The sequence below is a fragment of the Pseudomonas sp. P7779 genome, from assembly GCF_013386315.1.
Taxonomy (GTDB): Bacteria; Pseudomonadota; Gammaproteobacteria; order Pseudomonadales; family Pseudomonadaceae; genus Aquipseudomonas.
Genome location: NZ_JACARZ010000039.1, coordinates 83102 through 108613, shown reverse-complemented (window position 1 = coordinate 108613; position 25512 = coordinate 83102). Strand labels below are relative to the sequence as shown.

At 60.5% G+C, this 25512-nt stretch carries 19 protein-coding genes and 1 tRNA gene; 17 read left to right on the top strand and 3 right to left on the bottom strand.

Annotated features, from left to right (window positions below; genetic code table 11):
- Positions 1-25: 25 nt before the first annotated feature.
- The 11 genes from HX869_RS13065 to HX869_RS13015 all read left to right on the top strand — a co-directional run bounded on the left by HX869_RS13065 (position 26) and on the right by HX869_RS13015 (position 14132).
- On the top strand, positions 26-2836 hold the full coding sequence (locus tag HX869_RS13065) for an LPS-assembly protein LptD (RefSeq protein ID WP_177027969.1): 2811 nt from the start codon (positions 26-28) through the stop codon (positions 2834-2836).
- The gene (locus tag HX869_RS13060; RefSeq protein ID WP_003210991.1) at positions 2817-4154 is read left to right on the top strand and encodes a peptidylprolyl isomerase; all 1338 of its coding nucleotides are present in this window, start codon (positions 2817-2819) and stop codon (positions 4152-4154) included. Before HX869_RS13065 ends, HX869_RS13060 begins: the two co-directional genes overlap by 20 nt.
- Entirely contained in the window at positions 4151-5140 is a 990-nt protein-coding gene (gene pdxA / locus HX869_RS13055) for a 4-hydroxythreonine-4-phosphate dehydrogenase PdxA (RefSeq protein WP_178903164.1), read from the top strand. The genes HX869_RS13060 and pdxA overlap by 4 nt, the downstream gene beginning before the upstream one ends.
- A complete protein-coding gene (gene rsmA / locus HX869_RS13050; RefSeq protein ID WP_178903163.1) occupies positions 5137-5949 on the top strand; it encodes a 16S rRNA (adenine(1518)-N(6)/adenine(1519)-N(6))-dimethyltransferase RsmA in 813 nt (270 codons plus the stop codon). The genes pdxA and rsmA overlap by 4 nt, the downstream gene beginning before the upstream one ends.
- A gap of 124 nt (positions 5950-6073) precedes the next feature.
- Positions 6074-6454 carry a Co2+/Mg2+ efflux protein ApaG gene (gene apaG, locus HX869_RS13045; protein WP_003210996.1) on the top strand — a complete coding sequence of 127 codons (381 nt, stop codon included), beginning with the start codon at positions 6074-6076 and terminating at the stop codon, positions 6452-6454.
- Entirely contained in the window at positions 6454-7305 is an 852-nt protein-coding gene (locus tag HX869_RS13040) for a symmetrical bis(5'-nucleosyl)-tetraphosphatase (protein WP_102604410.1), read from the top strand. The genes apaG and HX869_RS13040 overlap by 1 nt, the downstream gene beginning before the upstream one ends.
- Before the next feature lie 33 nt (positions 7306-7338).
- Positions 7339-7668, top strand: coding sequence for a thiosulfate sulfurtransferase GlpE (gene glpE / locus HX869_RS13035; protein ID WP_178903162.1), 330 nt, complete (start codon positions 7339-7341; stop codon positions 7666-7668).
- A gap of 285 nt (positions 7669-7953) precedes the next feature.
- Complete coding sequence (locus HX869_RS13030; RefSeq protein WP_003210999.1) at positions 7954-9876, top strand: PrkA family serine protein kinase; 1923 nt, start codon at positions 7954-7956, stop codon at positions 9874-9876.
- A gap of 126 nt (positions 9877-10002) precedes the next feature.
- Positions 10003-11274, top strand: a complete 1272-nt coding sequence (locus HX869_RS13025) for a YeaH/YhbH family protein (RefSeq protein ID WP_003211000.1) — start codon at positions 10003-10005, stop codon at positions 11272-11274.
- A complete protein-coding gene (locus HX869_RS13020; RefSeq protein WP_003211001.1) occupies positions 11271-12833 on the top strand; it encodes a SpoVR family protein in 1563 nt (520 codons plus the stop codon). Before HX869_RS13025 ends, HX869_RS13020 begins: the two co-directional genes overlap by 4 nt.
- A 63-nt stretch (positions 12834-12896) precedes the next feature.
- Positions 12897-14132, top strand: coding sequence for a multifunctional CCA addition/repair protein (locus HX869_RS13015; RefSeq protein ID WP_008434412.1), 1236 nt, complete (start codon positions 12897-12899; stop codon positions 14130-14132).
- Here the strand turns inward: HX869_RS13015 and folK are convergent.
- Together folK and folB are read right to left on the bottom strand one after the other, a co-directional pair.
- Positions 14102-14620 (bottom strand): 2-amino-4-hydroxy-6-hydroxymethyldihydropteridine diphosphokinase, encoded by a 519-nt coding sequence (folK, locus tag HX869_RS13010; protein ID WP_003211005.1) that lies wholly within the window; start codon positions 14618-14620, stop codon positions 14102-14104. The two genes, HX869_RS13015 and folK, sit on opposite strands and share 31 nt — an antisense overlap.
- Positions 14611-14964 carry a dihydroneopterin aldolase gene (gene folB / locus HX869_RS13005; protein ID WP_003211007.1) on the bottom strand — a complete coding sequence of 118 codons (354 nt, stop codon included), beginning with the start codon at positions 14962-14964 and terminating at the stop codon, positions 14611-14613. The genes folK and folB overlap by 10 nt, the downstream gene beginning before the upstream one ends.
- A gap of 74 nt (positions 14965-15038) precedes the next feature.
- Here folB and plsY point away from each other — a divergent pair, with 74 nt between their 5' ends.
- Positions 15039-15608 carry a glycerol-3-phosphate 1-O-acyltransferase PlsY gene (gene plsY / locus HX869_RS13000; protein ID WP_003211009.1) on the top strand — a complete coding sequence of 190 codons (570 nt, stop codon included), beginning with the start codon at positions 15039-15041 and terminating at the stop codon, positions 15606-15608.
- Positions 15609-15641: 33 nt separating this feature from the next.
- Here plsY and tsaD read toward each other — a convergent pair whose 3' ends face one another.
- Positions 15642-16667, bottom strand: a complete 1026-nt coding sequence (gene tsaD / locus HX869_RS12995) for a tRNA (adenosine(37)-N6)-threonylcarbamoyltransferase complex transferase subunit TsaD (protein WP_087694726.1) — start codon at positions 16665-16667, stop codon at positions 15642-15644.
- Between the two features lie 203 nt (positions 16668-16870).
- Here tsaD and rpsU point away from each other — a divergent pair, with 203 nt between their 5' ends.
- From rpsU to HX869_RS12970, 5 genes are all read left to right on the top strand, one after another.
- Positions 16871-17086, top strand: a complete 216-nt coding sequence (rpsU, locus tag HX869_RS12990) for a 30S ribosomal protein S21 (protein ID WP_002551877.1) — start codon at positions 16871-16873, stop codon at positions 17084-17086.
- A 445-nt stretch (positions 17087-17531) separates the two neighbouring features.
- On the top strand, positions 17532-19493 hold the full coding sequence (dnaG, locus tag HX869_RS12985; protein ID WP_003211012.1) for a DNA primase: 1962 nt from the start codon (positions 17532-17534) through the stop codon (positions 19491-19493).
- 67 nt (positions 19494-19560) lie between these two features.
- On the top strand, positions 19561-21411 hold the full coding sequence (gene rpoD, locus HX869_RS12980; protein ID WP_003211014.1) for an RNA polymerase sigma factor RpoD: 1851 nt from the start codon (positions 19561-19563) through the stop codon (positions 21409-21411).
- Between the two features lie 120 nt (positions 21412-21531).
- Positions 21532-25275, top strand: a complete 3744-nt coding sequence (locus HX869_RS12975; RefSeq protein WP_178903161.1) for a bifunctional diguanylate cyclase/phosphodiesterase — start codon at positions 21532-21534, stop codon at positions 25273-25275.
- 15 nt (positions 25276-25290) lie between these two features.
- Positions 25291-25367 (top strand) — tRNA-Ile (locus HX869_RS12970).
- Positions 25368-25512: the final 145 nt, after the last annotated feature.

The following is a 25512-nucleotide window of genomic DNA, read 5'->3' as shown; positions in this document are numbered from 1 at the left end:
CACGCAGGAAGCCCGGACTAATAAGATGGCATTGAAATCCCCCGCGTTTCGTAGAAAATTTCCGTTGCTGGTAACCGGCAGTCTGCTGGCCATGCAACCTTTCGCCACCTCATTCGTGGTCGCCGCGGAACAGTATGACTGCTCAGTCTCTGCTTCGGGTGCCTGGGATTGCGCGCCGAAAACGGCCGCAGCCCCGCTGCCACCGCGCCCGGTGCATGACGGCAGTGCCGTCAGCTCTGCCAGTGGCACGCCGCAAGGCGAGTCCGGCGGCACCGCCGAGGCCGTGCCGCAGACCGCTCTGGTCACCGAAGCCAAGGGCCGCGGCCTGCGTTCGCGCAGCGCCGACTATAGCCACCTGGACTGGGTCCCTCGCGAGAAGCTCACCGCCGCACAACTGGCCGAAACCGGCCCGTACTGCTCCGGCGCGTACATCGAGCCGATCCGTCCTGGCATGAACGACAAGACGAATAAGAGCGACGCGCCGACCTTCATCGGCGCCAAGGTCTCTCGTTACGAGCAGGAACAACAAGTTGCTTCCCTGGCCGGTGACGTCGTCATGCGCCAGGGCAGCATGCAGGTCGAGGCCGACGAGGCCAACCTGTACCAGGCCGAGAACCGTGGCGAGCTGAACGGCAACGTCCGTCTGCGCGACAACGGTGCCCTGCTGGTGGGCGACCACGCTGAAGTCCAGCTGGACACCGGCGCCGCCAAGGTCGACAACGCCGAATACGTGATGCACAAATCGCGCATCCGCGGTAACGCCCTGTACGCCAAGCGTGCCGAGAACGCGATCATCCGTCTCAAGGACGGTACGTACACCACCTGCGAGCCGAACAGCAACGCCTGGCAGCTCAAGGGCAACAACATCACGCTCAACCCGGCCACCGGTTTCGGTACCGCGACCAACGTGACGTTGCGGGTCAAGGACATTCCGATCCTTTACACCCCGTACATCTACTTCCCGATCGACAACCGTCGTCAATCCGGCTTCCTGCCGCCGAGCTTCAGCACCGGTGGCGAGACTGGCTTCACGCTGGTTACGCCGTACTACTTCAACCTGGCGCCAAACTACGACGCCACGTTGTACCCGCAATACATGACCAAGCGCGGCCTGTTGATGGAAGGCGAATTCCGCTACCTCACCAAGTCCAGCGAAGGCCAGTTCGGCGGCGCGTACCTGAACGACGACAGCAGCGAGCGTAAAGGCCAGACCGACTACGAAAAAGATCGCTACATGATCAACTGGCAGCACAAGGGCGGGCTGGACTCGCGTGTACTGACCCAGGTCGACTACACCAACATCAGCGACCCTTATTACTTCCAGGATCTGAAGTCCTATCAGGAAGGGATCAAGAGCCAGGACTACGTGAACCAGCAAGGTTCGGTGACCTATCGCGGTGATACCTTCCAGGCGAAGCTGAACCTGCAGGCGTACCAGCTGGCAACGATCTCCCAGATCACGCCGTATGACCGCTTGCCACAGATCACCTTCAACGGCACGCTGCCGTACCATCCAGGCGGGGTGAACTTCACCTACGAGACCGAAGCCGTACGCTTTGATCGGGACTTGGAGAACGGAAGCTTCACGGATGAAAACGGGCTCGTATCGCCGCGGCTCGACACCTACGTAACCGGCCTGACCCGTGCAAACGGTACTCGCCTGAACGTTGCGCCGGCAGTCGACTACCCGATGAACTGGACCTACGGTTTTATTACGCCAAAGTTGAAGTACGTCTATACCAAGTACGATCTTGATTTGGACAGCATCGGCAAAAACCAGATTATCGCAGCGCAAGCCGCGTCAACTGCAGCCAACCCTTATGCTGGCGGCACCTTCAAAAGCTCGCAAGACCGTGCAATTCCGATTGCCAGCATCGACAGCGGCCTGTACTTCGACCGCAACACCAACTTGTTCGGCAAAGACTACCGTCAAACTCTGGAGCCTCGTGCGTACTACCTGTATGTACCGAACAAGGACCAGGGCGATATCCCGGTATTCGACAGCGGTGAGTACTCGTTCAGCTACGCGTCGCTGTTCCGTGACAACCGCTTCAGCGGTACTGACCGCATCGGCGACGAGAACAAACTGTCCCTGGGCGTGACCAGCCGCTGGATCGAAGAAAACGGCTTCGAACGCCAACGCGTCAGCATCGGCGAGGCCGTGTACTTCAAGAACCGCGAAGTTCAACTGCCGGGCATCCTGGCCGCGGACCGTGCGGACGCACAGTCTGATGTTTCGCCAATCGCCCTGGACTACGAGTTCCGCTTCAACCGTGACTGGCGCGCCACTGCCGATTACAACTGGGACCCGGAAAGCCACAGCCCACGTTCCGGCAGCGCGATGTTCCACTATCAGCCGGAAGACAACCCGAACAAGGTTATCAACGTCGGCTACCGATATCGCAACGACCAGGTGGTGTACAACCAGCTGACCGGCAAATGGCAGTTTGGTGGCGACTACGGGCAGCCAGGCGACCCGAACTTCGTGAAGGATTACTACAAAATCCAGCAACACGACTTCTCGATGATGTGGCCGATCGTTCCGCAGTGGAACCTGATCACCCGCTGGCAGTATGACTATGCCCGCAACCGTACCCTGGAAGCCTTCGGTGGTTTCGAGTACGACAACTGCTGCTGGAAACTGCGCGTCATCAACCGTTACTGGGTTTCCAACGACGAATACAGCCAGATCGCCCCGCTGAACGAAAAGGGTGACCACGGGCTCTTCTTCCAGATCGTCCTTAAAGGACTCGGCGGCCTGACCGGCGCCAAGGTAGAGAGCTTCCTCGACAAAGGCATTGAAGGTTATCGTGAACGTGAAGACCAAGCTTTCTGATTGTCTGCGCCCGCTGATGCTGGGCGCGCTGTTCCTGGGTACCGCCGCAGCTCACGCTGCGGTTCAACCGCTGGACAAGGTAGTGGCCATCGTCGATAACGACGTGATCATGCAGAGCCAACTGGACCAACGGGTCAAGGAAGTTCAGCAAACCATCGCCAAGCGTGGCGGCGGCGTACCACCGACCAGCGTGCTGGACCAGCAGGTGCTTGAACGCCTGATCGTTGAAAACCTGCAACTGCAGATCGGCGATCGCTCCGGTATCCGTATCAGCGACGAAGAATTGAACCAGGCTGTCGGCACCATCGCCCAGCGCAACAACATGAGTGTTGATCAGTTCCGCGCAGCCCTGGCTCACGACGGCCTGTCCTATGAGGACGCCCGTGACCAGATTCGCCGGGAAATGATCATCAGCCGTGTACGTCAGCGTCGCGTGGCCGAACGGATTCAGGTGTCCGAGCAGGAAGTGAAGAACTTCCTCGCCTCCGACCTTGGCAAGATGCAGCTTTCCGAAGAACTGCACCTGGCGAACATTCTGGTGCCTACGCCAGACAGCGCCAACGCTGAACAGCTCAATGCTGCCGCAGCGAAAACCCAGGCTATCTATGACCGTCTCAAGCAAGGTGCCGACTTTGCCCAGATGGCCATTGCCCAGTCCGGCAGCGACAACGCCCTCGAAGGCGGTGACATGGGCTGGCGTAAAGCCGCGCAACTGCCACCACCGTTCGACCGCGAGCTGAGTGCCATGGAAGTCGGTGGCATCACCCAGCCTGCCCGTACGCCAGGCGGTTTCATCATCCTCAAGTTGCTCGGCAAGCGCGGTGGCGAAGAAGCCCAGATGAAGGACGAAGTTCACGTTCGTCACATCCTGGTCAAGCCAAGCGAGATCCGTACCGAAGCCCAAACCAAGGAACTGGCCCAGAAGCTCTATGACCGCATCGAAGCGGGCGAAGACTTCGGCGAACTGGCGAAGAGCTATTCCGAAGACCCGGGTTCGGCGCTTAACGGCGGCGATCTGAACTGGATCGATCCGAAGGCACTGGTTCCAGAGTTCCAGGACGTCATGGCCAAGACCCCGCAAGGCGTGCTGTCCAAGCCGTTCAAGACCCAATACGGCTGGCATGTGCTGGAAGTCCTTGGCCGTCGCGCCACTGACAACACCACCCAGGCCCGCGAGCAGCAAGCCCTGACCGTACTGCGTAACCGCAAATACGACGAAGAGCTGCAAACCTGGTTGCGTCAGATCCGTGACGAAGCCTACGTAGAGAACAAGCTTCCTGGTGCCGACCAAACAGGCACCGACCAGGCAGCCCAGTGACACCCAAGCGTTTCGCACTGACACCCGGCGAGCCGGCCGGCATTGGTCCTGACCTGTGCCTGCTGCTCGCCTCGCACACCCAGCCACACCCCCTGATTGCCATTACCAGCCGCGACTTGCTCCTTGAGCGGGCCGCTCAGCTGGGCGTGGCCGTCGATCTGCTCTCGGTGGGCCCAGGTAACTGGCCTGACCTTCCGGCACCGGCCAAAAGCCTATACGTGTGGGATACCCCGCTGGCGGCCAAGGTCGTCGCCGGGCAACTGGACAAGGCCAACGCTGCCTTCGTCCTGGAAACCCTGACCCGGGCCGGCCAAGGCTGCATCGACGGGGATTTCGCCGGAATGATCACCGCGCCCGTGCACAAGGGCGTGATCAATGAATCGGGGATCGCCTTTTCCGGGCATACCGAATTTCTCGCTGAGCTGACCCATACCGAACAAGTGGTGATGATGCTGGCAACGGGCGACCTGCGGGTGGCGCTGGTGACCACTCACTTGCCCCTGCGCGAGATTGCCGACGCCATTACCCCCGAGCGACTGGAGCGTGTGACACGCATCCTGCACGCCGACCTGCAACAGAAATTCGGCATCGCCCAACCACGCATCCTGGTCTGTGGGCTCAACCCTCACGCCGGTGAAGGTGGTCACCTGGGCCATGAAGAAATCGACATCATCGAACCAACCCTGGAGCGTCTGCGCCTTGAAGGCATGGACCTGCGCGGCCCATTGCCTGCCGACACTCTGTTTACCCCCAAATATCTGGAGCACTGCGACGCAGTGCTGGCGATGTACCATGACCAGGGCCTGCCCGTGCTGAAGTACAAAGGCTTCGGCGCCGCGGTCAACGTGACACTGGGCCTGCCGATCATCCGCACCTCCGTCGACCATGGCACCGCCCTGGACCTCGCAGGCAGCGGCAAGATCGATACCGGCAGCCTGCACGTGGCCCTGGAAACCGCCTATCAGATGGCCGAGACCCGTATATGACCGAGCATTACCAACACCGGGCGCGCAAGCGTTTCGGGCAAAACTTCCTGCACGACGCTGGCGTGATCGATCGCATCCTGCGTTCCATCCATGCCCAGGCCGAAGACCGCCTGCTGGAAATCGGCCCGGGCCAGGGCGCCCTGACCCAAGGCCTGCTGAAAAGCGGCGGCCAGCTGGACGTGGTTGAGCTGGACAAGGACCTGATCCCGATCCTCAACCAGCAGTTCGCCGGCATGCCCAATTTCAACCTGCACCAGGGCGACGCGCTGAAGTTCGACTTCACCAGCCTCAATGCAGCGCCCAACAGCCTGCGGGTGGTCGGCAACCTGCCATACAACATCTCCACCCCGCTGATTTTTCACCTGCTGAACAACGCCGGCATCATCCGCGACATGCACTTCATGCTGCAAAAGGAAGTGGTCGAGCGCCTGGCAGCGGGTCCTGGAGGCGGTGACTGGGGTCGCCTGTCGATCATGGTTCAGTACCATTGCCGCGTAGAGCACCTGTTCAACGTCGGACCTGGCGCGTTCAACCCCCCGCCGAAAGTCGACTCCGCCATCGTGCGCCTGGTGCCTCACGCGGTGTTGCCACACCCGGCCAAAGATCACAAGTTGCTGGAGCGCGTGGTGCGCGAAGCCTTCAACCAGCGCCGCAAGACCTTGCGCAATACGCTGAAGGCTTTGCTCAGCAACGCTGAAATCGAGGCCGCCGGCGTCGACGGCAGCCTGCGCCCCGAGCAGTTGGACCTGGCCGCCTTCGTGCGCCTGGCTGACCAGCTCGCCATTCAGCCTGCGCCAGTGGCTGAATAAATAGTAGGCGCCGGCTTGCCGGCGATGGCGCACTCACGATCGCCATCGCTGGCAAGCCAGCGCCTACGGGCCTAGACTGACCGGCATCCGCTGTTCCCCCGCTTTTGCTTTTAAGGCCTCTTGCATGTCCGATCCTCGTTATCAGATCGACGTCAGCGTCGTCACCCGCTTTCTGGCGGAACAATCGCAACCCGAGCAGAACCGCTTTGCGTTCGCCTACACCATCACCGTGCAAAACAACGGCGAGCTGCCTGCCAAGCTGCTGTCGCGCCACTGGGTCATCACCGACGGTGACGGCCAGGTCGAGGAAGTACGCGGCGCCGGCGTGGTCGGCCAACAACCGCTGATCGCCCCAGGCAAGAGCCACACCTACAGCAGCGGCACTGTCATGACCTCCCGCGTCGGCAACATGCAAGGCAGCTACCAGATGCTCGCCGACGACGGCAAACACTTCGACGCCATCATCGCCCCGTTCCGCCTCGCGGTGCCTGGAGCCCTGCACTGATGGCGACGTATGCCGTCGGCGACCTGCAAGGCTGCCTGGAACCGCTCAAGTGCCTGCTCGAGCGTGTGGCCTTTGACCCGGCCAAGGATCGCCTGTGGCTGGTGGGCGACCTGGTCAACCGTGGCCCGCAATCCCTGGAAACCCTGCGCTTCCTTTATGGCATGCGCGACTCCCTGGTGTGCGTACTGGGCAACCATGACCTGCACTTGCTGGCCGCCGGCAATAACATCGAGCGTCTGAAAAAGGGCGATACCCTGCGGGAAATCCTCGAAGCGCCGGATCGCACCGAGCTGCTTGACTGGCTGCGCCGGCAAAAACTCATGCACTACGACGAGAGCCGCGACACCGCCTTGGTGCATGCCGGCATTCCACCCCAGTGGACGCTGAAGAAAGCCCTCAAGTGCGCGAGTGAAGTCGAAGCAGCCCTGGCCGATGACAACCTGTACACCGCTTACCTGGATGGCATGTACGGCAACGAACCCGTTAAGTGGGACAACGAACTGACCGGCGTCGCGCGCCTGCGGGTGATCACCAACTACTTCACCCGCATGCGTTTCTGCACCGCCGAAGGCAAGCTGGACCTCAAGAGCAAGGAAGGCGCCGACACTGCGCTGCCCGGCTACAAGCCCTGGTTCGCCCACAAGGAGCGCAAGACCCGTGATACGAAGATCATCTTCGGCCACTGGGCAGCCCTGGAAGGCAAGTGTGATGAACCTGGCGTGTTCGCCCTCGACACCGGCTGCGTATGGGGCGGCGCCATGACCCTGATGAACATCGACACCGGCGAGCGCTCGAGCTGCCAGTGCGACTCCCCCGTTCCCGAACAACTGCAGGCCGCGGCAAAGCGCTGAGCCGCGCTTTCATACAGGCCAAAGGAGCCCGCCATGACTGAATTCAAACGTATCCCTCCCGAGCAAGCCCAGGCCCTGCGCGAGCAAGGCGCGGTGGTTGTAGACATCCGCGACCAGCCAACCTACAACGCTGCCCACATCAGTGGTGCCCAGCACCTGGACAACCACAACATCGCCGACTTCATCCGCGCCGCCGACCTCGACGCGCCGGTCATCGTCGCGTGCTACCACGGCAACTCCAGCCAAAGCGCGGCCGCCTACCTGGTGAGCCAGGGTTTCTCCGACGTCTATAGCCTCGACGGTGGCTTTGAGCTATGGCGTGCGACCTATCCTGCAGAAATTGCCACAGGCGACGCGCAATAATTTTTTTCAAACCCCGCTATCCCGCGTGACGCTTGGCCTCGCGCCGTTTCTGACGAACGGCGCGGCCAAACTAATTTCGTATCGCGCCTTGACCTCCCGGATTCCGAACTATCCTTAAGCGCAGGCCATCCAAAACAGGGGAGAGCCGGTACACCGGCGTGCGGGTCATCGGTAGCGTTTCAGGGTGTTCTGGGGGGAAAACGGCCATTGGTGTCCACCAATGGCTGCCAGCATCGACTGATTGATCCGGCGTCGGCTCCACGTATCGAGCGAGGTGACGACGTCATGAGTATTTTTAGCCACTTCCAACAACGCTTCGAGTCCACCCGCCAGGAAGAGCTCTCGCTTCAGGAGTATCTCGAACTGTGCAAAAAGGACCGCAGCGCCTACGCGTCTGCCGCTGAACGCCTGCTGTTGGCGATCGGCGAGCCGGAGCTGGTGGACACCGCAGCCAATTCGCGCTTGTCGCGGATTTTCTCGAACAAGGTGATCCGTCGCTACCCGGCCTTTGAAGACTTCCACGGTATGGAAGAATGCATTGACCAGATCGTCTCGTATTTCCGCCATGCCGCCCAAGGCCTGGAAGAGAAGAAACAGATCCTCTACCTGCTCGGCCCCGTCGGCGGCGGCAAGTCGTCCCTGGCCGAAAAACTCAAACAACTGATCGAGAAGGTGCCGTTCTACGCCATCAAGGGCTCACCGGTGTTCGAGTCGCCCCTGGGGCTGTTCAACGCCACGGAAGATGGCGCGATCCTCGAAGAAGACTTCGGCATTCCACGGCGCTATCTCAATACCATCATGTCGCCCTGGGCGACCAAGCGCCTGGCCGAGTTCGGCGGCGACATCAGCCAGTTCCGGGTGGTGAAGCTCTACCCCTCGATCCTCAACCAGATTGCCGTGGCCAAGACCGAACCCGGTGACGAGAACAACCAGGACATCTCGGCACTGGTGGGCAAGGTCGATATCCGCAAACTCGAAGAATTCCCGCAGAACGACGCCGATGCCTACAGCTACTCGGGCGCACTGTGCCGGGCCAACCAGGGTCTGATGGAGTTCGTGGAGATGTTCAAGGCACCGATCAAGGTGCTGCACCCACTGCTCACCGCGACACAGGAAGGTAACTACAACAGCACCGAAGGCCTGGGGGCGATTCCATTCACCGGGATCCTGCTGGCCCACTCCAACGAATCGGAATGGCACACCTTCCGCAACAACAAGAACAACGAAGCCTTCATCGACCGGATCTATATCGTCAAGGTGCCGTACTGCCTGCGGGTCAGCGATGAAATCAAGATTTACGACAAGCTGCTGTTCAACAGTTCCCTGGCCAAGGCTCATTGCGCGCCTGACACCCTGAAGATGCTGGCCCAGTTCACCGTGCTGTCGCGCCTCAAGGAGCCGGAAAACTCCAACATCTACTCGAAGATGCGCGTGTATGACGGCGAAAACCTCAAGGACACCGATCCGAAGGCCAAGTCGATCCAGGAATACCGCGACACCGCCGGCGTGGATGAGGGCATGAACGGCCTGTCGACACGTTTTGCGTTCAAGATCCTGTCAAAGGTCTTCAACTTCGACCCGCACGAAATCGCCGCCAACCCGGTGCACCTGCTCTACGTGCTGGAACAGCAGATCGAACAGGAACAATTCCAGGCTGAAACCCGCGAGCGCTATCTGCGCTTCCTCAAGGAATACCTGGCACCGCGCTACATCGAGTTCATCGGCAAGGAAATCCAGACCGCGTACCTGGAGTCCTACAGCGAATACGGCCAGAACATCTTCGACCGCTATGTGCTGTACGCAGACTTCTGGATCCAGGACCAGGAATACCGCGACCCGGAAACCGGCGAGATTCTCAACCGCGTAGCCCTCAACGAGGAACTGGAAAAGATCGAAAAACCCGCCGGCATCAGCAATCCGAAGGATTTCCGCAACGAAATCGTCAACTTCGTGCTGCGCGCCCGGGCCAACAACAACGGCAAGAACCCTACCTGGCTCAGCTACGAGAAGCTGCGGGTGGTCATCGAGAAGAAAATGTTCTCCAACACCGAGGATCTGCTGCCGGTCATCAGCTTCAACGCCAAGGCCAGCAAGGAGGATCAGCAAAAACACAACGACTTCGTCACTCGCATGGTCGAGCGTGGCTACACCGACAAACAGGTACGACTGCTCTCCGAGTGGTACCTGCGGGTCCGCAAATCGCAGTAAGGCAGCGACAAGCGTGCAATGCCAGGCTCCCGGTGCGCCGGACAGCCTGGCAATCGACCGCTTGTCTTTAAGCTTCCAGCTTGCCGCTTGAAGCTTGTAACTTGAAGCTGCCCGGAGGGCTCCTGCATGAGCTATGTGATCGACCGACGTCTCAATGGCAAGAACAAGAGCACGGTAAACCGCCAGCGGTTCCTGCGGCGTTACCGTGACCACATCAAAAAGGCCGTCGAAGAGGCCGTCAGCCGCCGTTCCATCACCGATATGGAGCATGGCGAACAGATCAGCATCCCCGGACGCGACATCGATGAACCGGTGCTGCACCACGGCCGGGGCGGCAAACAGACCGTCGTGCATCCCGGCAACAAGGAATTCACCAGCGGCGAACATATCCAGCGGCCCCAGGGCGGCGCGGGCGGCAAAGGCCCGGGCAAGGCCGGTAACTCCGGCGAAGGCATGGATGAGTTCGTGTTCCAGATCACCCAGGAAGAGTTCCTGGAGTTCATGTTCGAAGACCTGGAACTGCCCAACCTGGTCAAACGCAACCTGACCGGTACCGACACCTTCAAGACCGTGCGTGCCGGGATCAGCAACGAAGGCAACCCGTCACGGATCAACATCATCCGCACCCTGCGCTCGGCCCATGCGCGACGTATCGCCTTGTCTGGCAGCAGCCGGGCAAAACTGCGGGATGCCAAGGCGGAACTGGAACGCCTGAAACGCGAAGAGCCGGACAACTTCGGCGATATCCAGGAAATTGAAGCCGAAATCGCCAAACTCAGCGCGCGAATCCATCGCGTGCCGTTTCTCGACACCTTCGACCTGAAGTACAACCTGCTGGTCAAGCAACCCAATCCCAGTTCCAAGGCGGTGATGTTCTGCCTGATGGACGTGTCCGGCTCCATGACCCAGGCGACCAAGGACATCGCCAAGCGCTTCTTCATCCTGCTGTACCTGTTTCTCAAGCGTAACTACGACAAGATCGATGTGGTGTTCATCCGCCATCACACCAGCGCCAGGGAAGTCGACGAGGAGGAATTCTTCTACTCGCGGGAAACCGGCGGCACCATCGTCTCCAGCGCCTTGAAGCTGATGCAGGAAATCATGGCCGAACGCTATCCGGCCAACGAGTGGAACATCTACGCCGCCCAGGCTTCCGACGGCGACAACTGGAACGACGACTCGCCGATCTGCCGCGACATCCTGATCAACCAGATCATGCCGTTCGTGCAGTACTACACCTACGTCGAAATCACCCCGCGCGAGCATCAGGCCCTGTGGTTCGAATACGAGCGCATCAGCGAAGCCTTCGCTGACACCTTCGCCCAGCAACAATTGGTCTCGGCCGGCGATATCTATCCGGTCTTCCGTGAACTCTTCCAGCGCAGGTTAGTGACATGACCGCCAAAGAGCATAAGCGCCAACCCATATCCACGGGGTCCGAATGGACCTTCGAACTGATCCAGGCCTATGACCGGGAAATCAGCCGCATCGCGGCGGGTTATGCCCTGGATACCTACCCCAACCAGATCGAAGTGATCACCGCCGAACAGATGATGGATGCCTATGCGTCCGTGGGCATGCCCCTGGGCTATCACCACTGGTCCTACGGCAAACACTTCCTCAGCACTGAAAAGTCCTACACCCGCGGCCAGATGGGCCTGGCCTACGAAATCGTCATCAACTCCGACCCGTGCATCGCCTACCTGATGGAAGAAAACACCATCTGCATGCAGGCGCTGGTGGTGGCCCACGCGTGCTACGGGCATAACAGCTTCTTCAAGGGTAACTACCTGTTCCGCACCTGGACCGATGCCAGCTCGATCATCGATTACCTGGTATTCGCCAAGCAGTACATCATGCAGTGCGAGGAGCGCCACGGCATCGACGCGGTGGAAGACCTGCTGGACTCCTGCCATGCCCTGATGAACTACGGCGTCGACCGCTACAAACGCCCGTATCCGATTTCCGCCGAAGAAGAACGGCTGCGCCAGAAGGACCGTGAAGAGCATCTGCAAAAGCAGATCAACGACCTGTGGCGCACCATTCCCAAACGCGCCGGCAAGAACAACGACAAGGACAATGCGCGCTTCCCCGCCGAACCTCAGGAAAACATCCTGTATTTCATCGAAAAGCACGCGCCATTGCTGGAGCCCTGGCAGCGGGAAATCGTGCGGATCGTGCGCAAGATCGCCCAGTATTTCTACCCACAACGCCAGACCCAGGTGATGAACGAAGGCTGGGCCACGTTCTGGCACTACACCCTGATGAACGACCTGTATGACGAAGGCCTGGTCACCGACGGTTTCATGATGGAGTTCCTGACGTCCCACACCAGCGTGGTCTTCCAGCCGGGCTTCGACAGCCCCTACTACAGCGGTATCAACCCGTATGCATTGGGCTTTGCGATGTACCGCGATATCCGGCGCATGTGCGAGCACCCTACCGAAGAAGACCGCCGCTGGTTCCCGGAGATTGCCGGCAGCGATTGGCTGTCGACCATCAAGTTCGCCATGAGCAGCTTCAAGGATGAGAGCTTCATCCTGCAGTACCTGTCCCCCCAGGTGATTCGAGACCTCAAGCTGTTCAGCATCATGGACGACGACCTCAAGGACGACCTGCTGGTGCCGGCGATCCACGATGAGCCGGGTTACCGCACCATCCGCGAAACCCTCGCGGCGCAGTACAACCTGGGCAACCGCGAACCCAATGTGCAGATCTACAGCATCGACGTACGCGGCGACCGCTCGCTGACCCTGCGCCACCAGCAGCACGACCGCAAACCGCTGGGAGAGTCCACTGAGGAGGTTCTCAAGCACCTGCACCGGCTGTGGGGGTTCGATATCCACCTGGAGACGCTGCAAGGCGACCAGGTGATGAAAACCCACCATGTTCCGCCCCGCAACGAACACGGCGATAACGATTACGGCCGCCTGGACCTGGCAGTCGTACATCTGTGAAACGGCAAAGCCTCCATTGGCGGGCCGCAGGCGTTATCCTGTGCCGCTAATGGAGGCTTTTTCATGCAAATCTACAAAGTCGGTGGTGCGGTACGTGATCGCCTGCTGGGCATCCCCGTTACCGATATCGACCGTGTCGTAGTCGGCGCTACCACTGAAGAAATGCTCGCCCTGGGCTACAAGCCTGTGGGTTCGGACTTCCCGGTATTTCTTGACCCGAAAAATGGTGACGAGTACGCCCTCGCCCGCACGGAGCGCAAGAGCGGCCGGGGTTATGGCGGCTTTGTGTTTCACGCCAGCCCCGAAGTTACCCTGGAAGAAGACCTGATCCGCCGCGACCTGACCATCAACGCCATGGCCGAGGATGACGCGGGCAACCTGACCGACCCTTATCACGGCCAGCAGGATCTGGACGCACGCATTCTGCGTCACGTTTCCCCGGCGTTTGCCGAAGATCCACTGCGTGTCCTGCGCGTTGCCCGCTTTGCCGCGCGCTATGCCGGCCTCGGCTTTACGGTAGCGCCCGAAACCCTGGAACTGATGCGCGAACTCAGCGCGTCGGGCGAACTGGAAGCCTTGACGCCCGAACGCAGCTGGAAGGAGATTTCCCGCGCATTGATGGAAAACCAGCCACAGGTGTTTATCCAGGTGCTGCGCGATTGCGGCGCCCTGAAAACCCTGATGCCGGAAATCGACGCACTGTTTGGCGTGCCGCAACCCGAGGCCCATCACCCCGAAATCGATACCGGCGTGCACACATTGAGCGTGCTGGAACAGGCAGCCATCCATGCCCAACCGTTGACCGTCCGCTGGGCCTGCCTGCTGCACGATCTGGGCAAGGGGCTCACGCCTGTGGATAAGTTGCCGCAGCACATCGCTCATGAGCAACGCGGCGTGAAGCTGATCAAGGCGATGAACGAACGCTTCAAGGTGCCAAGGGATTGCCAGGAGTTGGCGTTGCTGGTGGGCGAATATCACACCCACGGCCACCGCGCACTGGAGCTGAGGCCCTCGACATTGCTGGAGTTGCTGCAAAGCTTCGACGTTTACCGTCGCCCGCAACGCTTTGAAGAGTTTGTGGTGGCATGCGAGATGGACGCCCGCGGGCGCAAGGGCCTTGAGCAGAGAAGTTATCCACAAGCAGATTATTTGCGCGGTGCGGCGCTGGCGGCCAGAGGTGTGGCCGTCGCACCGCTACTGGAACAAGGCTACAAAGGTCCCGAACTGGGCGAAGCGCTGAAACGCGAACGGCTCAAGGCGCTAAAAGCCTACAAGAGCGAGTCCGGCGTCAACGGCTGATCCCGCCATTCGAACGCGACCGGCGCCAGTACCTGGTCAATGTGTGCATCCTGCCACAGCGCGGCAAATGACTTGCCCACCTCAGGATGCACACGCTGCGGCGCCATCAACGACAGCGGCCACAGCACAAACGCGTTCTTCAGGATTTCGGCCCGGGGCAGGATCAGGCCATCGAAGTTACCCACCAGCTCGCCATACAGCAGCACGTCGATGTCCAGCGGCAAGCCTTTGCGATCCGGGGCGTAGCGGCCATTGTCGGCCTCGATGAATTTCAGCCGGCGGTCCAGCTCCATCAACGGCAGGTCGGTATACGCCGACACCACCAGATTGAAGAATGGCCCGCTCTTGATGCCCACAGGCTGGCTTTCAAACACCGGCGAACAGCGCATCTGCGTCAGGAAACCCGCCAGCGCATCAAGGCCAGCGTGCAAATGGGCCTCACGCTCGATGTTACTGCCAAGACCAAGGTAAACCTGAGTTAGCGACATCCGCGCTCGATCTCCACGCCCACACCCTTGGCGGCCGGTACGGCGCCGGGCTTGGTCAGTTTGAGGTGCAGCCAGGGAATCTGGAACTCACTCATCAACACTTCAGCCAGGCGCTCGGCGAAGGTTTCCACCAGCTGGAATTGCGCCTGCTCGGCAAAGGCCTGGATCCGCGCGGACACGCTCGCGTAATCCAGCGCCAGGGTCAGGTCATCACCGGCAGCGGCCGGGCGGTTATCCCAGGCGAAGCTCAGGTCCAGACGCAGGCATTGCCGGATACCGCGCTCCCAGTCGTAGGCCCCGATCACGGTGTCGACTTCCAGGCCTTCGATAAACACTCTGTCCAAGCACTCTTCTCCGCTGCACGACAAGGGCGCGATGCCCCGTTAGAATCAGGGCGTCCTCGCCCGGAATAGTTAGCATGTTTTGGTTACTGGCGACTCTCGCCTACCTGCTCGGCTCGCTGTCCTTCGCCATTTTGCTCAGCCGCCTGACGGGAAATCCCGACCCGCGAATGAGTGGCTCAGGCAATGCCGGCGCCACCAATATGTTGCGCCTGGCCGGCAAGAAACTCGCCGTACTCACGCTGTTCGGCGACGTCTGCAAGGGCCTGCTGCCGGTGCTGATCGCCGATCTCGCCGGGCTGTCGCTGCAACAGCAAGCCTGGATCGGCGTCTGCGCGGTGCTCGGCCACCTGTTCCCGCTGTACTTTCGCTTTCGCGGCGGTAAAGGCGTTGCGACGGCGGCCGGCATGCTGCTGGGGATCTACCCACCGGCGGCGCTGCTGGCCATCCTGGCCTGGCTGCTGACGTTCTACCTGACACGCACCAGCTCGCTGGCCGCCCTCATCGCCACGCCCCTGACCCTGCCGTTGCTGGCGTGGCAGGAACCGGAGGCGCTGGTGCCGATGAGCGTGCTCACTCTGCTGATCGTCTGGCGCCACCGGGGCAATTTACGCGACCTGTTTGCCGGGCGCGAACGGCATTTTTAAATACGCCCGGTGAACCCGGCTCACGTTCGCCCGTTACAGCGGCGGCAACTGCTCCATCGGCCAGCGCGCCTGCACGCTGATTGCCAGGCTTTCATGCTGCCCGGCCTGCAAACGCTGGCAACCGGCATAGGCGATCATCGCACCGTTGTCGGTGCAGAATTCGGGACGCGCATAAAACACGTCGCCCTTCATGTCGCCGAGCATTTTCTCCAGGGAGCTGCGCAGCGCCTTGTTCGCGCTGACGCCGCCCGCGATCACCAGGCGCTTCATGCCCGCCTGCTTCAGGGCCCGCTTGCACTTGATGGTCAAAGTCTCCACCACGGCCTGCTGGAACGCCAGCGAGATGTCGCAACGGGCTTGCTCACTGTCGTCTCCGGCGCTGACGCTCTGCTGCCAGGTGTTCAGGGCAGAGGTTTTCAGGCCGCTGAAACTGAACATCAGGCCAGGGCGATCGCACATCGGGCGCGGGAAGGTATAGCGCCCCGGAACGCCTTTTTCTGCCAAGCGGGCGATTTCCGGGCCGCCCGGATAATTAAGGCCCATCATCTTCGCAGTCTTGTCGAAAGCTTCACCGGCAGCGTCGTCCAGGCTTTCGCCCAGCAGCGTGTATTGACCGATTCCGTCGACCTGAACCAGCTGCGTATGGCCGCCTGAAACCAACAAAGCGACGAACGGGAACGCTGGCGGGTTTTCTTCCAGCATCGGTGCCAATAAATGGCCTTCCATGTGGTGCACACCAAGGGCCGGAATGCCCCAGGCAAATGCCAGCGCCTGGGCGCAAGAGGCCCCAACCAGCAGGGCTCCGACCAATCCGGGGCCTGCGGTATAGGCAATGGCGTCGATCTCGGTCGGCACGCAGCCGGCCTCGTCCAACACCTGGCGAATCAATGGCAGCATGCGTTTCACATGATCACGGCTGGCCAGCTCCGGCACCACGCCGCCATAGGCGCGATGCAGGTCGATCTGACTGAACAGTGCGTCGGCCAAAAGCCCGCGTTCACTGTCGTAAAGTGCGACACCGGTTTCGTCGCACGAGGTTTCTAATCCCAGAACTAGCATGGGTTTGCGCCTTGTAGAGGCTGAATTCGAAGGCGCGCATAATAGTCGCCACTCCCCCTCCCGACTAGCGGTTTTCGATCAGAGGCTTTGCATTCCGGGCAATGAGGGGTTAACATCCGCAACCCTTAAAAACCGACGACCTCAGCCGCGAATTTTTTGCGACGAGAACGTTGATTCCCGGTAATGAAAGAAGGTAGCTCTGGATGCCAGCCGTCAAAGTAAAAGAGAACGAACCCTTCGACGTAGCTCTGCGTCGTTTCAAGCGCTCCTGCGAAAAAGCCGGTGTTCTGGCTGAAGTTCGTAGCCGCGAATTTTACGAGAAGCCAACTTCTGAGCGTAAGCGTAAAGCAGCAGCCGCTGTTAAGCGTCACGCCAAGAAAGTTCAGCGCGAGCAGCGCCGCGCCGTTCGTCTGTACTAATACACAGACGTTCGTAGCAAGCTTCTGCCAAGCCCGGCCCTCAGCCGGGCTGTTGGCATTTGCGGATATCGCTTGATGCTTCACCGTTGACGCCGCACACGCGACTGAAACGAACTGCTTCACACGTCAGGACTGGCTCTTTTGCCAGCGGTGCACGTCTCTTCTGACGAGCCTAACAAGGCTACTGACGAGCACACTTATTTTTTAACAGGCGATCAACAGGTCGGCTGCGCCCACCGATGAGCTTCCGAGGCCCCCACATGGCCAAGACCGGACTCCCGGGCAACATTTCTACGCCGGGCACTGATCGGAACTAACGTCAGTGAATGTTCGGCAGATACACTTCCTGACAGACCAAGCAGACGACAGTAGATCGAGCCGCACAACACGCGCGCCTTGAGCACTTTGCGGGCCCTCTTTTACACGCAGTGATGACGAGAACGCCATGGCCGGGCTAATTCCCCAGAGCTTTATTGACGACCTTCTGAACCGCACCGACATCGTCGATGTTGTCAGCTCGCGCCTGCAGATGAAAAAGGCCGGCAAGAACTACACCGCCTGCTGCCCGTTCCACAAGGAAAAGACTCCGTCGTTCAGCGTCAGCCCCGACAAGCAGTTCTACTACTGCTTCGGCTGCGGCGCTGGCGGCAACGCCCTCGGCTTCATCATGGACCACGACAACCTGGACTTCCCCCAGGCCGTCGAGGAACTGGCGAAAGCCGCCGGCATGGAAATCCCCCGCGAAGAAAGTGGCCGCCCGCACAAACCGCGGCAACCCACCGATTCGCCGCTGTACCCGCTGCTTACCGCTGCTGCCGACTTTTACCGCCAGGCACTGAAAAGCCACCCGCAGCGCAAAGCCGCCGTCGATTACCTCAAGGGCCGCGGCCTGACCGGTGAAATCGCCCGCGACTTCGGCCTCGGCTTCGCCCCGCCGGGCTGGGACAACCTGTACAAGCACCTGAGCAGCGACACCCTGCAGCAAAAAGCCATGATCGACGCCGGCCTGTTGGTGGAAAACGCCGAGACCGGCAAGCGTTATGACCGTTTCCGCGACCGCGTGATGTTCCCGATCCGCGACAGCCGCGGCCGCATCATCGCGTTTGGCGGCCGGGTGCTGGGGGACGACAAGCCCAAATACCTGAACTCACCGGAAACCCCGGTGTTTCATAAAGGCCAGGAACTCTACGGCCTGTTTGAGGCGCGCAAGAACAACCGCAACCTCGACGAAATCATCGTGGTTGAAGGCTATATGGACGTGATTGCCCTGGCCCAGCAAGGTTTGCGCAACGCCGTGGCGACCCTGGGCACCGCGACCAGCGAAGAGCACTTGAAGCGCCTGTTTCGCGTGGTGCCCAACGTACTGTTTTGCTTCGACGGCGACCAGGCCGGCCGCAACGCAGCGTGGCGTGCCCTTGAGTCGACCCTGTCGAGCCTGCAGGACGGGCGGCGCGCACGCTTCCTGTTCCTGCCCGAAGGCGAAGACCCGGACACCCTGGTCCGCTCCGAAGGCACCGACGCGTTCCGCGCGCGCATCAACCAACACGCACAACCGCTGGCCGATTACTTTTTCCAGCAACTGACCGAAGAGTCCGACCCGCGCTCCCTCGAGGGCAAGGCCCACATGGTCACCCTCGCGGCACCGCTGATCGACAAGGTTCCGGGCGCCAACCTGCGCACCCTGATGCGCCAGCGCCTGCTGGAAATCACCGGCTTGAGTGGCGAGGCCGTCAGCCAGCTGGCCCGCAGCGCGCCGCAAGAGGCGCCGCCGGCCTACGACCCGGGCATGGATTACGACGCCATGCCGGACTACTCCGACTTCCACCAACCGCAGGAGGCCTACACGCCCCAGCAGGAGTGGACACCGAAGAAACCCGGCGCCGGCGGCAAGAAATGGGACAAGAAACCCTGGGACAAAAACGGCAAACGTGGCGGTGACCGTGACGAACCGCGCGGCCCACGCGTCCCAGCAGCAGTAGAGCCGCCCACCATGGCAGCCCTGCGTACACTTTTGCACCACCCGCAACTGGCACAAAAAGTCGAGGATGCGGGGCACTTTGCGGCCGAAGACCACACCAATACGCAACTGTTGGTGGCCCTGCTCGAAGCCGTACAGAAGAATCCTAAGCTAAACTCATTCCAGCTGATTGCACGCTGGCACGGCACCGAACAGGGCCGTTTGCTGAAGGCATTGGCAGAAAAGGAATGGCTGATTGATGGCGATAACCTTGAACAACAGTTTTTCGACACCATTACTAGCTTGGTAGCTCGTCAACGCGAGCGAAACCTGGAACAACTTCTTCGAAAAGCGCGTCAGAGTGAATTGACCGCCGAAGAGAAAAATCAACTGCGCGACCTTTTAAGTCGCAATGTTTCCGCATCAAACCCGACCTCAGCTGGCGTGTGAGGTCATAGCTCGGGTATAATCCTCGGCTTGTTTTTTGCCCGCCAAGACCTTCAGTGGATAGGGTGTTATGTCCGGAAAAGCGCAACAGCAGTCTCGTATCAAAGAGTTGATCACCCTTGGTCGTGAGCAGAAGTATCTGACTTACGCAGAGGTCAACGACCACCTGCCTGAGGATATTTCAGATCCAGAGCAGGTGGAAGACATCATCCGCATGATTAATGACATGGGGATCCCCGTACACGAGAGTGCTCCGGATGCGGACGCCCTTATGTTGGCCGACGCCGATACCGACGAGGCAGCCGCTGAAGAAGCAGCCGCCGCGTTGGCAGCGGTCGAGACCGACATCGGTCGCACGACTGACCCTGTGCGCATGTATATGCGCGAAATGGGTACGGTAGAGCTGCTGACACGTGAAGGCGAAATCGAAATCGCCAAGCGTATCGAAGAGGGCATCCGTGAAGTGATGGGCGCAATCGCGCACTTCCCAGGCACGGTTGACCACATTCTCTCCGAGTACACTCGCGTCACCACCGAAGGTGGCCGCCTGTCCGACGTCCTGAGCGGTTATATCGACCCGGACGACGGCATTGCGCCACCTGCGGCTGAAATTCCGCCACCGATCGATGCCAAGGCTGCGAAAGCAGACGACGACACCGACGACGACGAAGCTGAAGCCAGCACCGATGACGAAGAAGAAGTCGAAAGCGGTCCGGATCCGATCATCGCAGCCCAGCGCTTTGGCGCGGTCTCCGATCAGATGGAACTGGCTCGCAAGGCCCTGAAGAAGCACGGTCGCGGCAGCAAGCAGGCAACTGCTGAATTGCTGGCCCTGGCTGAACTCTTCATGCCGATCAAACTGGTACCGAAGCAATTCGAAGGCCTGGTTGAGCGGGTTCGTAGCGCCCTTGAGCGTCTGCGTGCACAAGAGCGTGCGATCATGCAGCTCTGTGTCCGTGATGCGCGCATGCCGCGTGCCGACTTCCTGCGCCAGTTCCCTGGCAACGAAGTCGACGAAAGCTGGACCGACGCACTGGCCAAAGGCAAAAGCAAATACGCTGAAGCCATTGGTCGCTTCCAGGCCGACATCGTTCGTTGCCAGCAGAAGCTGACTGCATTGCAGACTGAAACCGGTCTGACGATTGCCGAGATCAAGGACATCAACCGTCGCATGTCGATCGGTGAGGCCAAGGCCCGCCGCGCGAAGAAAGAGATGGTTGAAGCGAACTTGCGTCTGGTGATCTCCATCGCCAAGAAGTACACCAACCGTGGCCTGCAATTCCTCGATCTGATCCAGGAAGGCAACATCGGCTTGATGAAAGCGGTGGACAAGTTCGAATACCGTCGCGGCTACAAGTTCTCGACTTATGCCACCTGGTGGATCCGTCAGGCGATCACTCGCTCGATCGCCGACCAGGCCCGCACCATCCGTATTCCGGTGCACATGATCGAGACGATCAACAAGCTCAACCGTATCTCCCGGCAGATGTTGCAGGAAATGGGTCGCGAACCGACCCCGGAAGAGTTGGGCGAACGCATGGAAATGCCTGAGGATAAAATCCGCAAGGTATTGAAGATCGCTAAAGAGCCGATCTCCATGGAAACCCCGATCGGTGATGACGAAGACTCCCATCTGGGTGACTTCATCGAAGATTCGACCATGCAGTCGCCAATCGATGTTGCTACCGTTGAGAGCCTGAAAGAAGCGACTCGCGACGTACTGTCCGGCCTCACTGCCCGTGAAGCCAAGGTACTGCGCATGCGCTTCGGCATCGACATGAATACCGACCACACCCTTGAGGAGGTTGGTAAGCAGTTCGACGTTACCCGTGAGCGGATTCGTCAGATCGAAGCCAAGGCGCTGCGCAAGCTGCGCCACCCGACGAGAAGCGAGCATTTGCGCTCCTTCCTCGACGAGTGATCACAAAAACCCCGGCCCAGGCCGGGGTTTTTGCTTCTACAGATTAAATCCTCGCTGCCTCCCCTCCCCCGCAATGCCCGTCTACACTCGAAACATTCCCCGTGCCATAACGAGACCGTTATGCCCAGATTGCCGACCGTGTTACTGCTGTCGCTGCTGACCTGGACCGCAACGGCTGGCGCGTTGACTCTCACCGATGAAGAGCGTGGCTGGCTGGCGGACCACCAAGAGTTGCGCCTGGGCGTCGACGCCTCTTGGCCACCCTTTGAATACCGCGATGAAGATGGTCGCTACCAGGGCCTGGCCGCTGATTATGTGCGGCTGATGCAGGATCGCCTTGGCGTCAGGATCAAACTGATCGAGCCGGTGAACTGGAGCGCCGTGCTGGAACAGGCCCGCAACAACCAGCTCGACCTGCTGCCGGGCATCATGTCCACACCGGAACGCCAGGGTTTCCTGTCGTTTACCCGGCCTTATCTCGACTTCCCCATCGTCATCCTCGCCCACGAAGGCGGCCCGCAACCACGCAGCCTCAAAGACCTGTACGGGTTGAAGGTGGCCGTGGTGGAAAACTACGCGCCCCATGAACTGCTGCGCACTCACCACCCGGACCTCAACCTGGTGGCCATGCCCAATGTCAGCGCTACGCTGCAGGCCCTGGCCACCGACAAGGTCGACGCCGTAGTGGGCGATCTGGCGTCCAGCGTGTGGAGCCTGCGTCAACTCAAGCTGGAAGGCCTGTACATCAGCGGCGAAACGCCTTACCGCTATCAGTTGGCCATGGGCGTACCCAAGGACGACAAGATGCTGGTGGGCATCCTCGATAAAGTCCTGGCCGACATCAGCCCGTCTGAGACCGAGGCCATCCAGCAGCGCTGGGTCGGCAACGTCATCGACCACCGCACGCTCTGGACGGATGTGCTGCTCTACGGGTTGCCTGCCGTGCTGTTGCTGAGCATCGTGCTGGCCGTGGTTATTCGGATCAATCGTCGGCTCAGCTCGGAAATTTCCCGCCGGGTCGCCCTCGAACAGGAACTGCGCAGCAGCGAATACCACTATCGCGGCCTGGTGGAGAGCCTTTCCGCGATCGCCTGGGAAGCCAGCATCAGCGATTTCACCTACAGCTACGTGTCGCCCCACGCCGAGGAACTGCTGGGTTACCCCCGTGCCCACTGGCTGATCCCGGGCTTCTGGCGCAACATCATCCACCCCGCGGACCTGACCCGCACCGAATCCTATTGCTACGCCGAAACCCGGGCCAACCGCGACCACAGTGTCGACTACCGGGTGATCACCGCCGATGGACGCTGCCTGTGGGTGCGGGACATCGTCAGCCTGATCGAACACGGCCACGAGCCCGTGCTGCGCGGCCTGATGATCGACATCAGCGAGGCCAAGCGCACCGAGGAAGCGTTGCAGCTTTCGGAACAGAAATTCGCCTCTGTGTTCCAGCAATGCCCGGACATCCTGGTCATCGCCCGGCTGTCGGACGGCTGCCTGATGGAGGTCAATAAGGCATTCGAAGACCAGATTGGCCTGAGCGCCGAAGCAGTCGTAGGAAAAACCGCCACTGAACTGAATATCTGGGGCATCCAGGGCGTAGGCCCCGGCCTGCTGCAACGGGTACAGACCACCAGCATCCGCAACCTGGAAATGCCCTTCCTGCGCAGCAACGGCCAGGCCTTCACCGGACTGATCTCCGCCGAACCCTTTCAACTGGATACCACCGAAGCCCTGGTCGTGGTGGTGCGTGACATCACCCAGCTGAAAGAAACCCAGCAGCGACTGCAGACCTCCGAAGAGAAATTCGCCAAGGCCTTTCATGCCTCTCCCGACGGCCTGCTGTTGTCCCGCCAAAGCGACGGTTTGCTGATTGAGGTCAACGAAGGATTCAGTCGAATTACCGGCTTCAACAGCGTGATGTCGCTGGACCAGTCAACCCTGGACCTCGGGATCTGGGTCGACCTGAACGAACGCAAAGATATGTTGGAGCGACTGCAACGGGATGGATTTGTCCGCGACTTTGTCTGCCACATCCGCCGCAGCGACGGCGAAATTCGCCTGTGTGAAGTCTCCAGCCGCCCGCTGCCCATCGGCGACGACGACTGCATGCTGACCATCGCCCGGGACATCACCGAACGCCAACTGATGCAGGAAAAACTGCAACAGGCCGCCACCGTGTTCGAGAGCACGGCCGAAGGCGTACTGATCACCGACACCCGGCAAAATATCAGCGCCGTGAACCGCGCCTTCAGCGAGATCACCGGCTACAGCGAAGCCGAGGCCCTCGGCCAAACCCCGCGCCTGCTTGCCTCGGGCCTGCACGACAGCGCCTTCTACGCGGCCATGTGGCACCAACTGACGGCCAACGGCCACTGGCAAGGCGAGATCTCCAACCGGCGCAAGAGCGGCGAGCTGTACCCCAGCTGGCTGACCATCAGCGCCGTGCGCAACCGCGAGGAGTCGATCACCCACTTCGTCGCCGTGTTTGCCGACATCTCCAGCCTCAAGCACGCCCAGGCGCGCCTCGATTACCAGGCCCACCACGACCCGCTGACCGGCCTGCCCAACCGCACCCTGTTTGAAAGCCGCCTGCAAGCCGCCCTCAACAACCAACAGGAAACCGGCAGCCAGGGCGCCGTGCTGTTCCTCGACCTCGACCGCTTCAAACACATCAACGACAGCCTCGGCCACCCGATTGGCGACCTGCTGCTCAAGGACATCGCCGTGCGCCTCAAGGAACAACTGCGAGACGTCGACACCGTCGCCCGCCTGGGCGGTGACGAATTCATCATCCTGCTGCCCGGCCTGCAACAAGCCAGCGACGCCGAACACCTGGCCAATAAGCTGCTGGCCTGCTTCACTCCACCATTCCAGGCGGGCGAGCATGAGTTCTTCATCAGCGCCAGCATCGGCACCAGCCTGTACCCACGGGACGGCAACGACGTCGCCACCCTGGTCAAAAACGCCGACGCCGCCATGTACCGCTCCAAGGCCAAGGGCCGCAACCGCGTCGAAAGCTACACCCAGGACCTCACCGCCCAGGCCAACGAGCGCGTGGCCCTGGAACACGAACTGCGCCGAGCGATCGAGCGCGACGAATTGTCTCTCTATTACCAGCCGAAACTCAGCCTCGACACCCAACAACTGATCGGCGCCGAAGCCCTGATTCGCTGGCGCCACCCCACCTTCGGCGAAGTGCCGCCCGAGCACTTCATTGCCCTGGCCGAAGAGAACGGCATGATCCTGCAGATTGGCGACTGGGTACTGGAGCAGGCCTGCCGACAGATGCACGACTGGCGAGAAATTTTTGATGACTTCGGCCCGCTGTCCGTCAACCTCGCCGGCGCGCAACTGCGCCACCCCAACCTGCTGGCGCGCATCGAGCAACTGCTGCGGGACAACCGCCTGGAGCCTGGCTGCCTGCAACTGGAGATCACCGAAAACTTCATCATGAGCCAGGCCGAAGAGGCGCTGGAGGTGCTGCACCAGCTCAAGCATCTGGGCGTGCAACTGGCCATTGATGACTTCGGCACCGGCTATTCGTCCCTCAGCTACCTGAAACGCCTGCCGCTGGACTTCCTGAAGATCGACCAATCCTTCGTCCGTGGCCTGCCCGACGACCCACACGATGCGGCGATCGTGCGCGCCATTATTGCCCTGGGGCACAGCATGCAATTCACCATCATTGCCGAAGGTGTGGAAACGCCGGCCCAGCAAGCGTTTCTGGCGGCTGAAGGTTGTGAGCAGATGCAAGGCTACATCGTCAGCCTGCCGCTGCCGCCGGACCTTTTCGCCGCTACGTTCCTTCGTATGAGCGTTTCGGACTTTTCGGATGGCACAGCGAAGAAACCATCGCTATAATCCGCGGCCTACTGAGGGCCTATAGCTCAGTTGGTTAGAGCAGGGGACTCATAATCCCTTGGTCGTAGGTTCGAGTCCTACTGGGCCCACCATCTTGAAAGCCGCGCATTGCGCGGCTTTGTCGTTTCTGGCGCGCGTGAGTCGTGCAGCAATGAAACATTAGTTAGTTGTCCCGAACGGCTACGGCGCTGACCATGATTCCCAGTCAACGCCAATTCAGCACGAGGGAAACTTGTT

What these genes read in the sequence shown, in the direction of transcription:
- HX869_RS13065 (WP_177027969.1), top strand. Translation starts at nt 26, where the DNA reads ATGGCATTGAAATCCCCCGCGTTTCGTAGAAAATTTCCGTTGCTGGTA.
- rsmA (WP_178903163.1), top strand. Translation starts at nt 5,137, where the DNA reads ATGACCGAGCATTACCAACACCGGGCGCGCAAGCGTTTCGGGCAAAAC.
- apaG (WP_003210996.1), top strand. Translation starts at nt 6,074, where the DNA reads ATGTCCGATCCTCGTTATCAGATCGACGTCAGCGTCGTCACCCGCTTT.
- HX869_RS13040 (WP_102604410.1), top strand. Translation starts at nt 6,454, where the DNA reads ATGGCGACGTATGCCGTCGGCGACCTGCAAGGCTGCCTGGAACCGCTC.
- glpE (WP_178903162.1), top strand. Translation starts at nt 7,339, where the DNA reads ATGACTGAATTCAAACGTATCCCTCCCGAGCAAGCCCAGGCCCTGCGC.
- HX869_RS13030 (WP_003210999.1), top strand. Translation starts at nt 7,954, where the DNA reads ATGAGTATTTTTAGCCACTTCCAACAACGCTTCGAGTCCACCCGCCAG.
- HX869_RS13025 (WP_003211000.1), top strand. Translation starts at nt 10,003, where the DNA reads ATGAGCTATGTGATCGACCGACGTCTCAATGGCAAGAACAAGAGCACG.
- HX869_RS13020 (WP_003211001.1), top strand. Translation starts at nt 11,271, where the DNA reads ATGACCGCCAAAGAGCATAAGCGCCAACCCATATCCACGGGGTCCGAA.
- HX869_RS13015 (WP_008434412.1), top strand. Translation starts at nt 12,897, where the DNA reads ATGCAAATCTACAAAGTCGGTGGTGCGGTACGTGATCGCCTGCTGGGC.
- folK (WP_003211005.1), bottom strand. Translation starts at nt 14,620, where the DNA reads ATGTCGCTAACTCAGGTTTACCTTGGTCTTGGCAGTAACATCGAGCGT.
- plsY (WP_003211009.1), top strand. Translation starts at nt 15,039, where the DNA reads ATGTTTTGGTTACTGGCGACTCTCGCCTACCTGCTCGGCTCGCTGTCC.
- tsaD (WP_087694726.1), bottom strand. Translation starts at nt 16,667, where the DNA reads ATGCTAGTTCTGGGATTAGAAACCTCGTGCGACGAAACCGGTGTCGCA.
- rpsU (WP_002551877.1), top strand. Translation starts at nt 16,871, where the DNA reads ATGCCAGCCGTCAAAGTAAAAGAGAACGAACCCTTCGACGTAGCTCTG.
- dnaG (WP_003211012.1), top strand. Translation starts at nt 17,532, where the DNA reads ATGGCCGGGCTAATTCCCCAGAGCTTTATTGACGACCTTCTGAACCGC.
- rpoD (WP_003211014.1), top strand. Translation starts at nt 19,561, where the DNA reads ATGTCCGGAAAAGCGCAACAGCAGTCTCGTATCAAAGAGTTGATCACC.
- HX869_RS12975 (WP_178903161.1), top strand. Translation starts at nt 21,532, where the DNA reads ATGCCCAGATTGCCGACCGTGTTACTGCTGTCGCTGCTGACCTGGACC.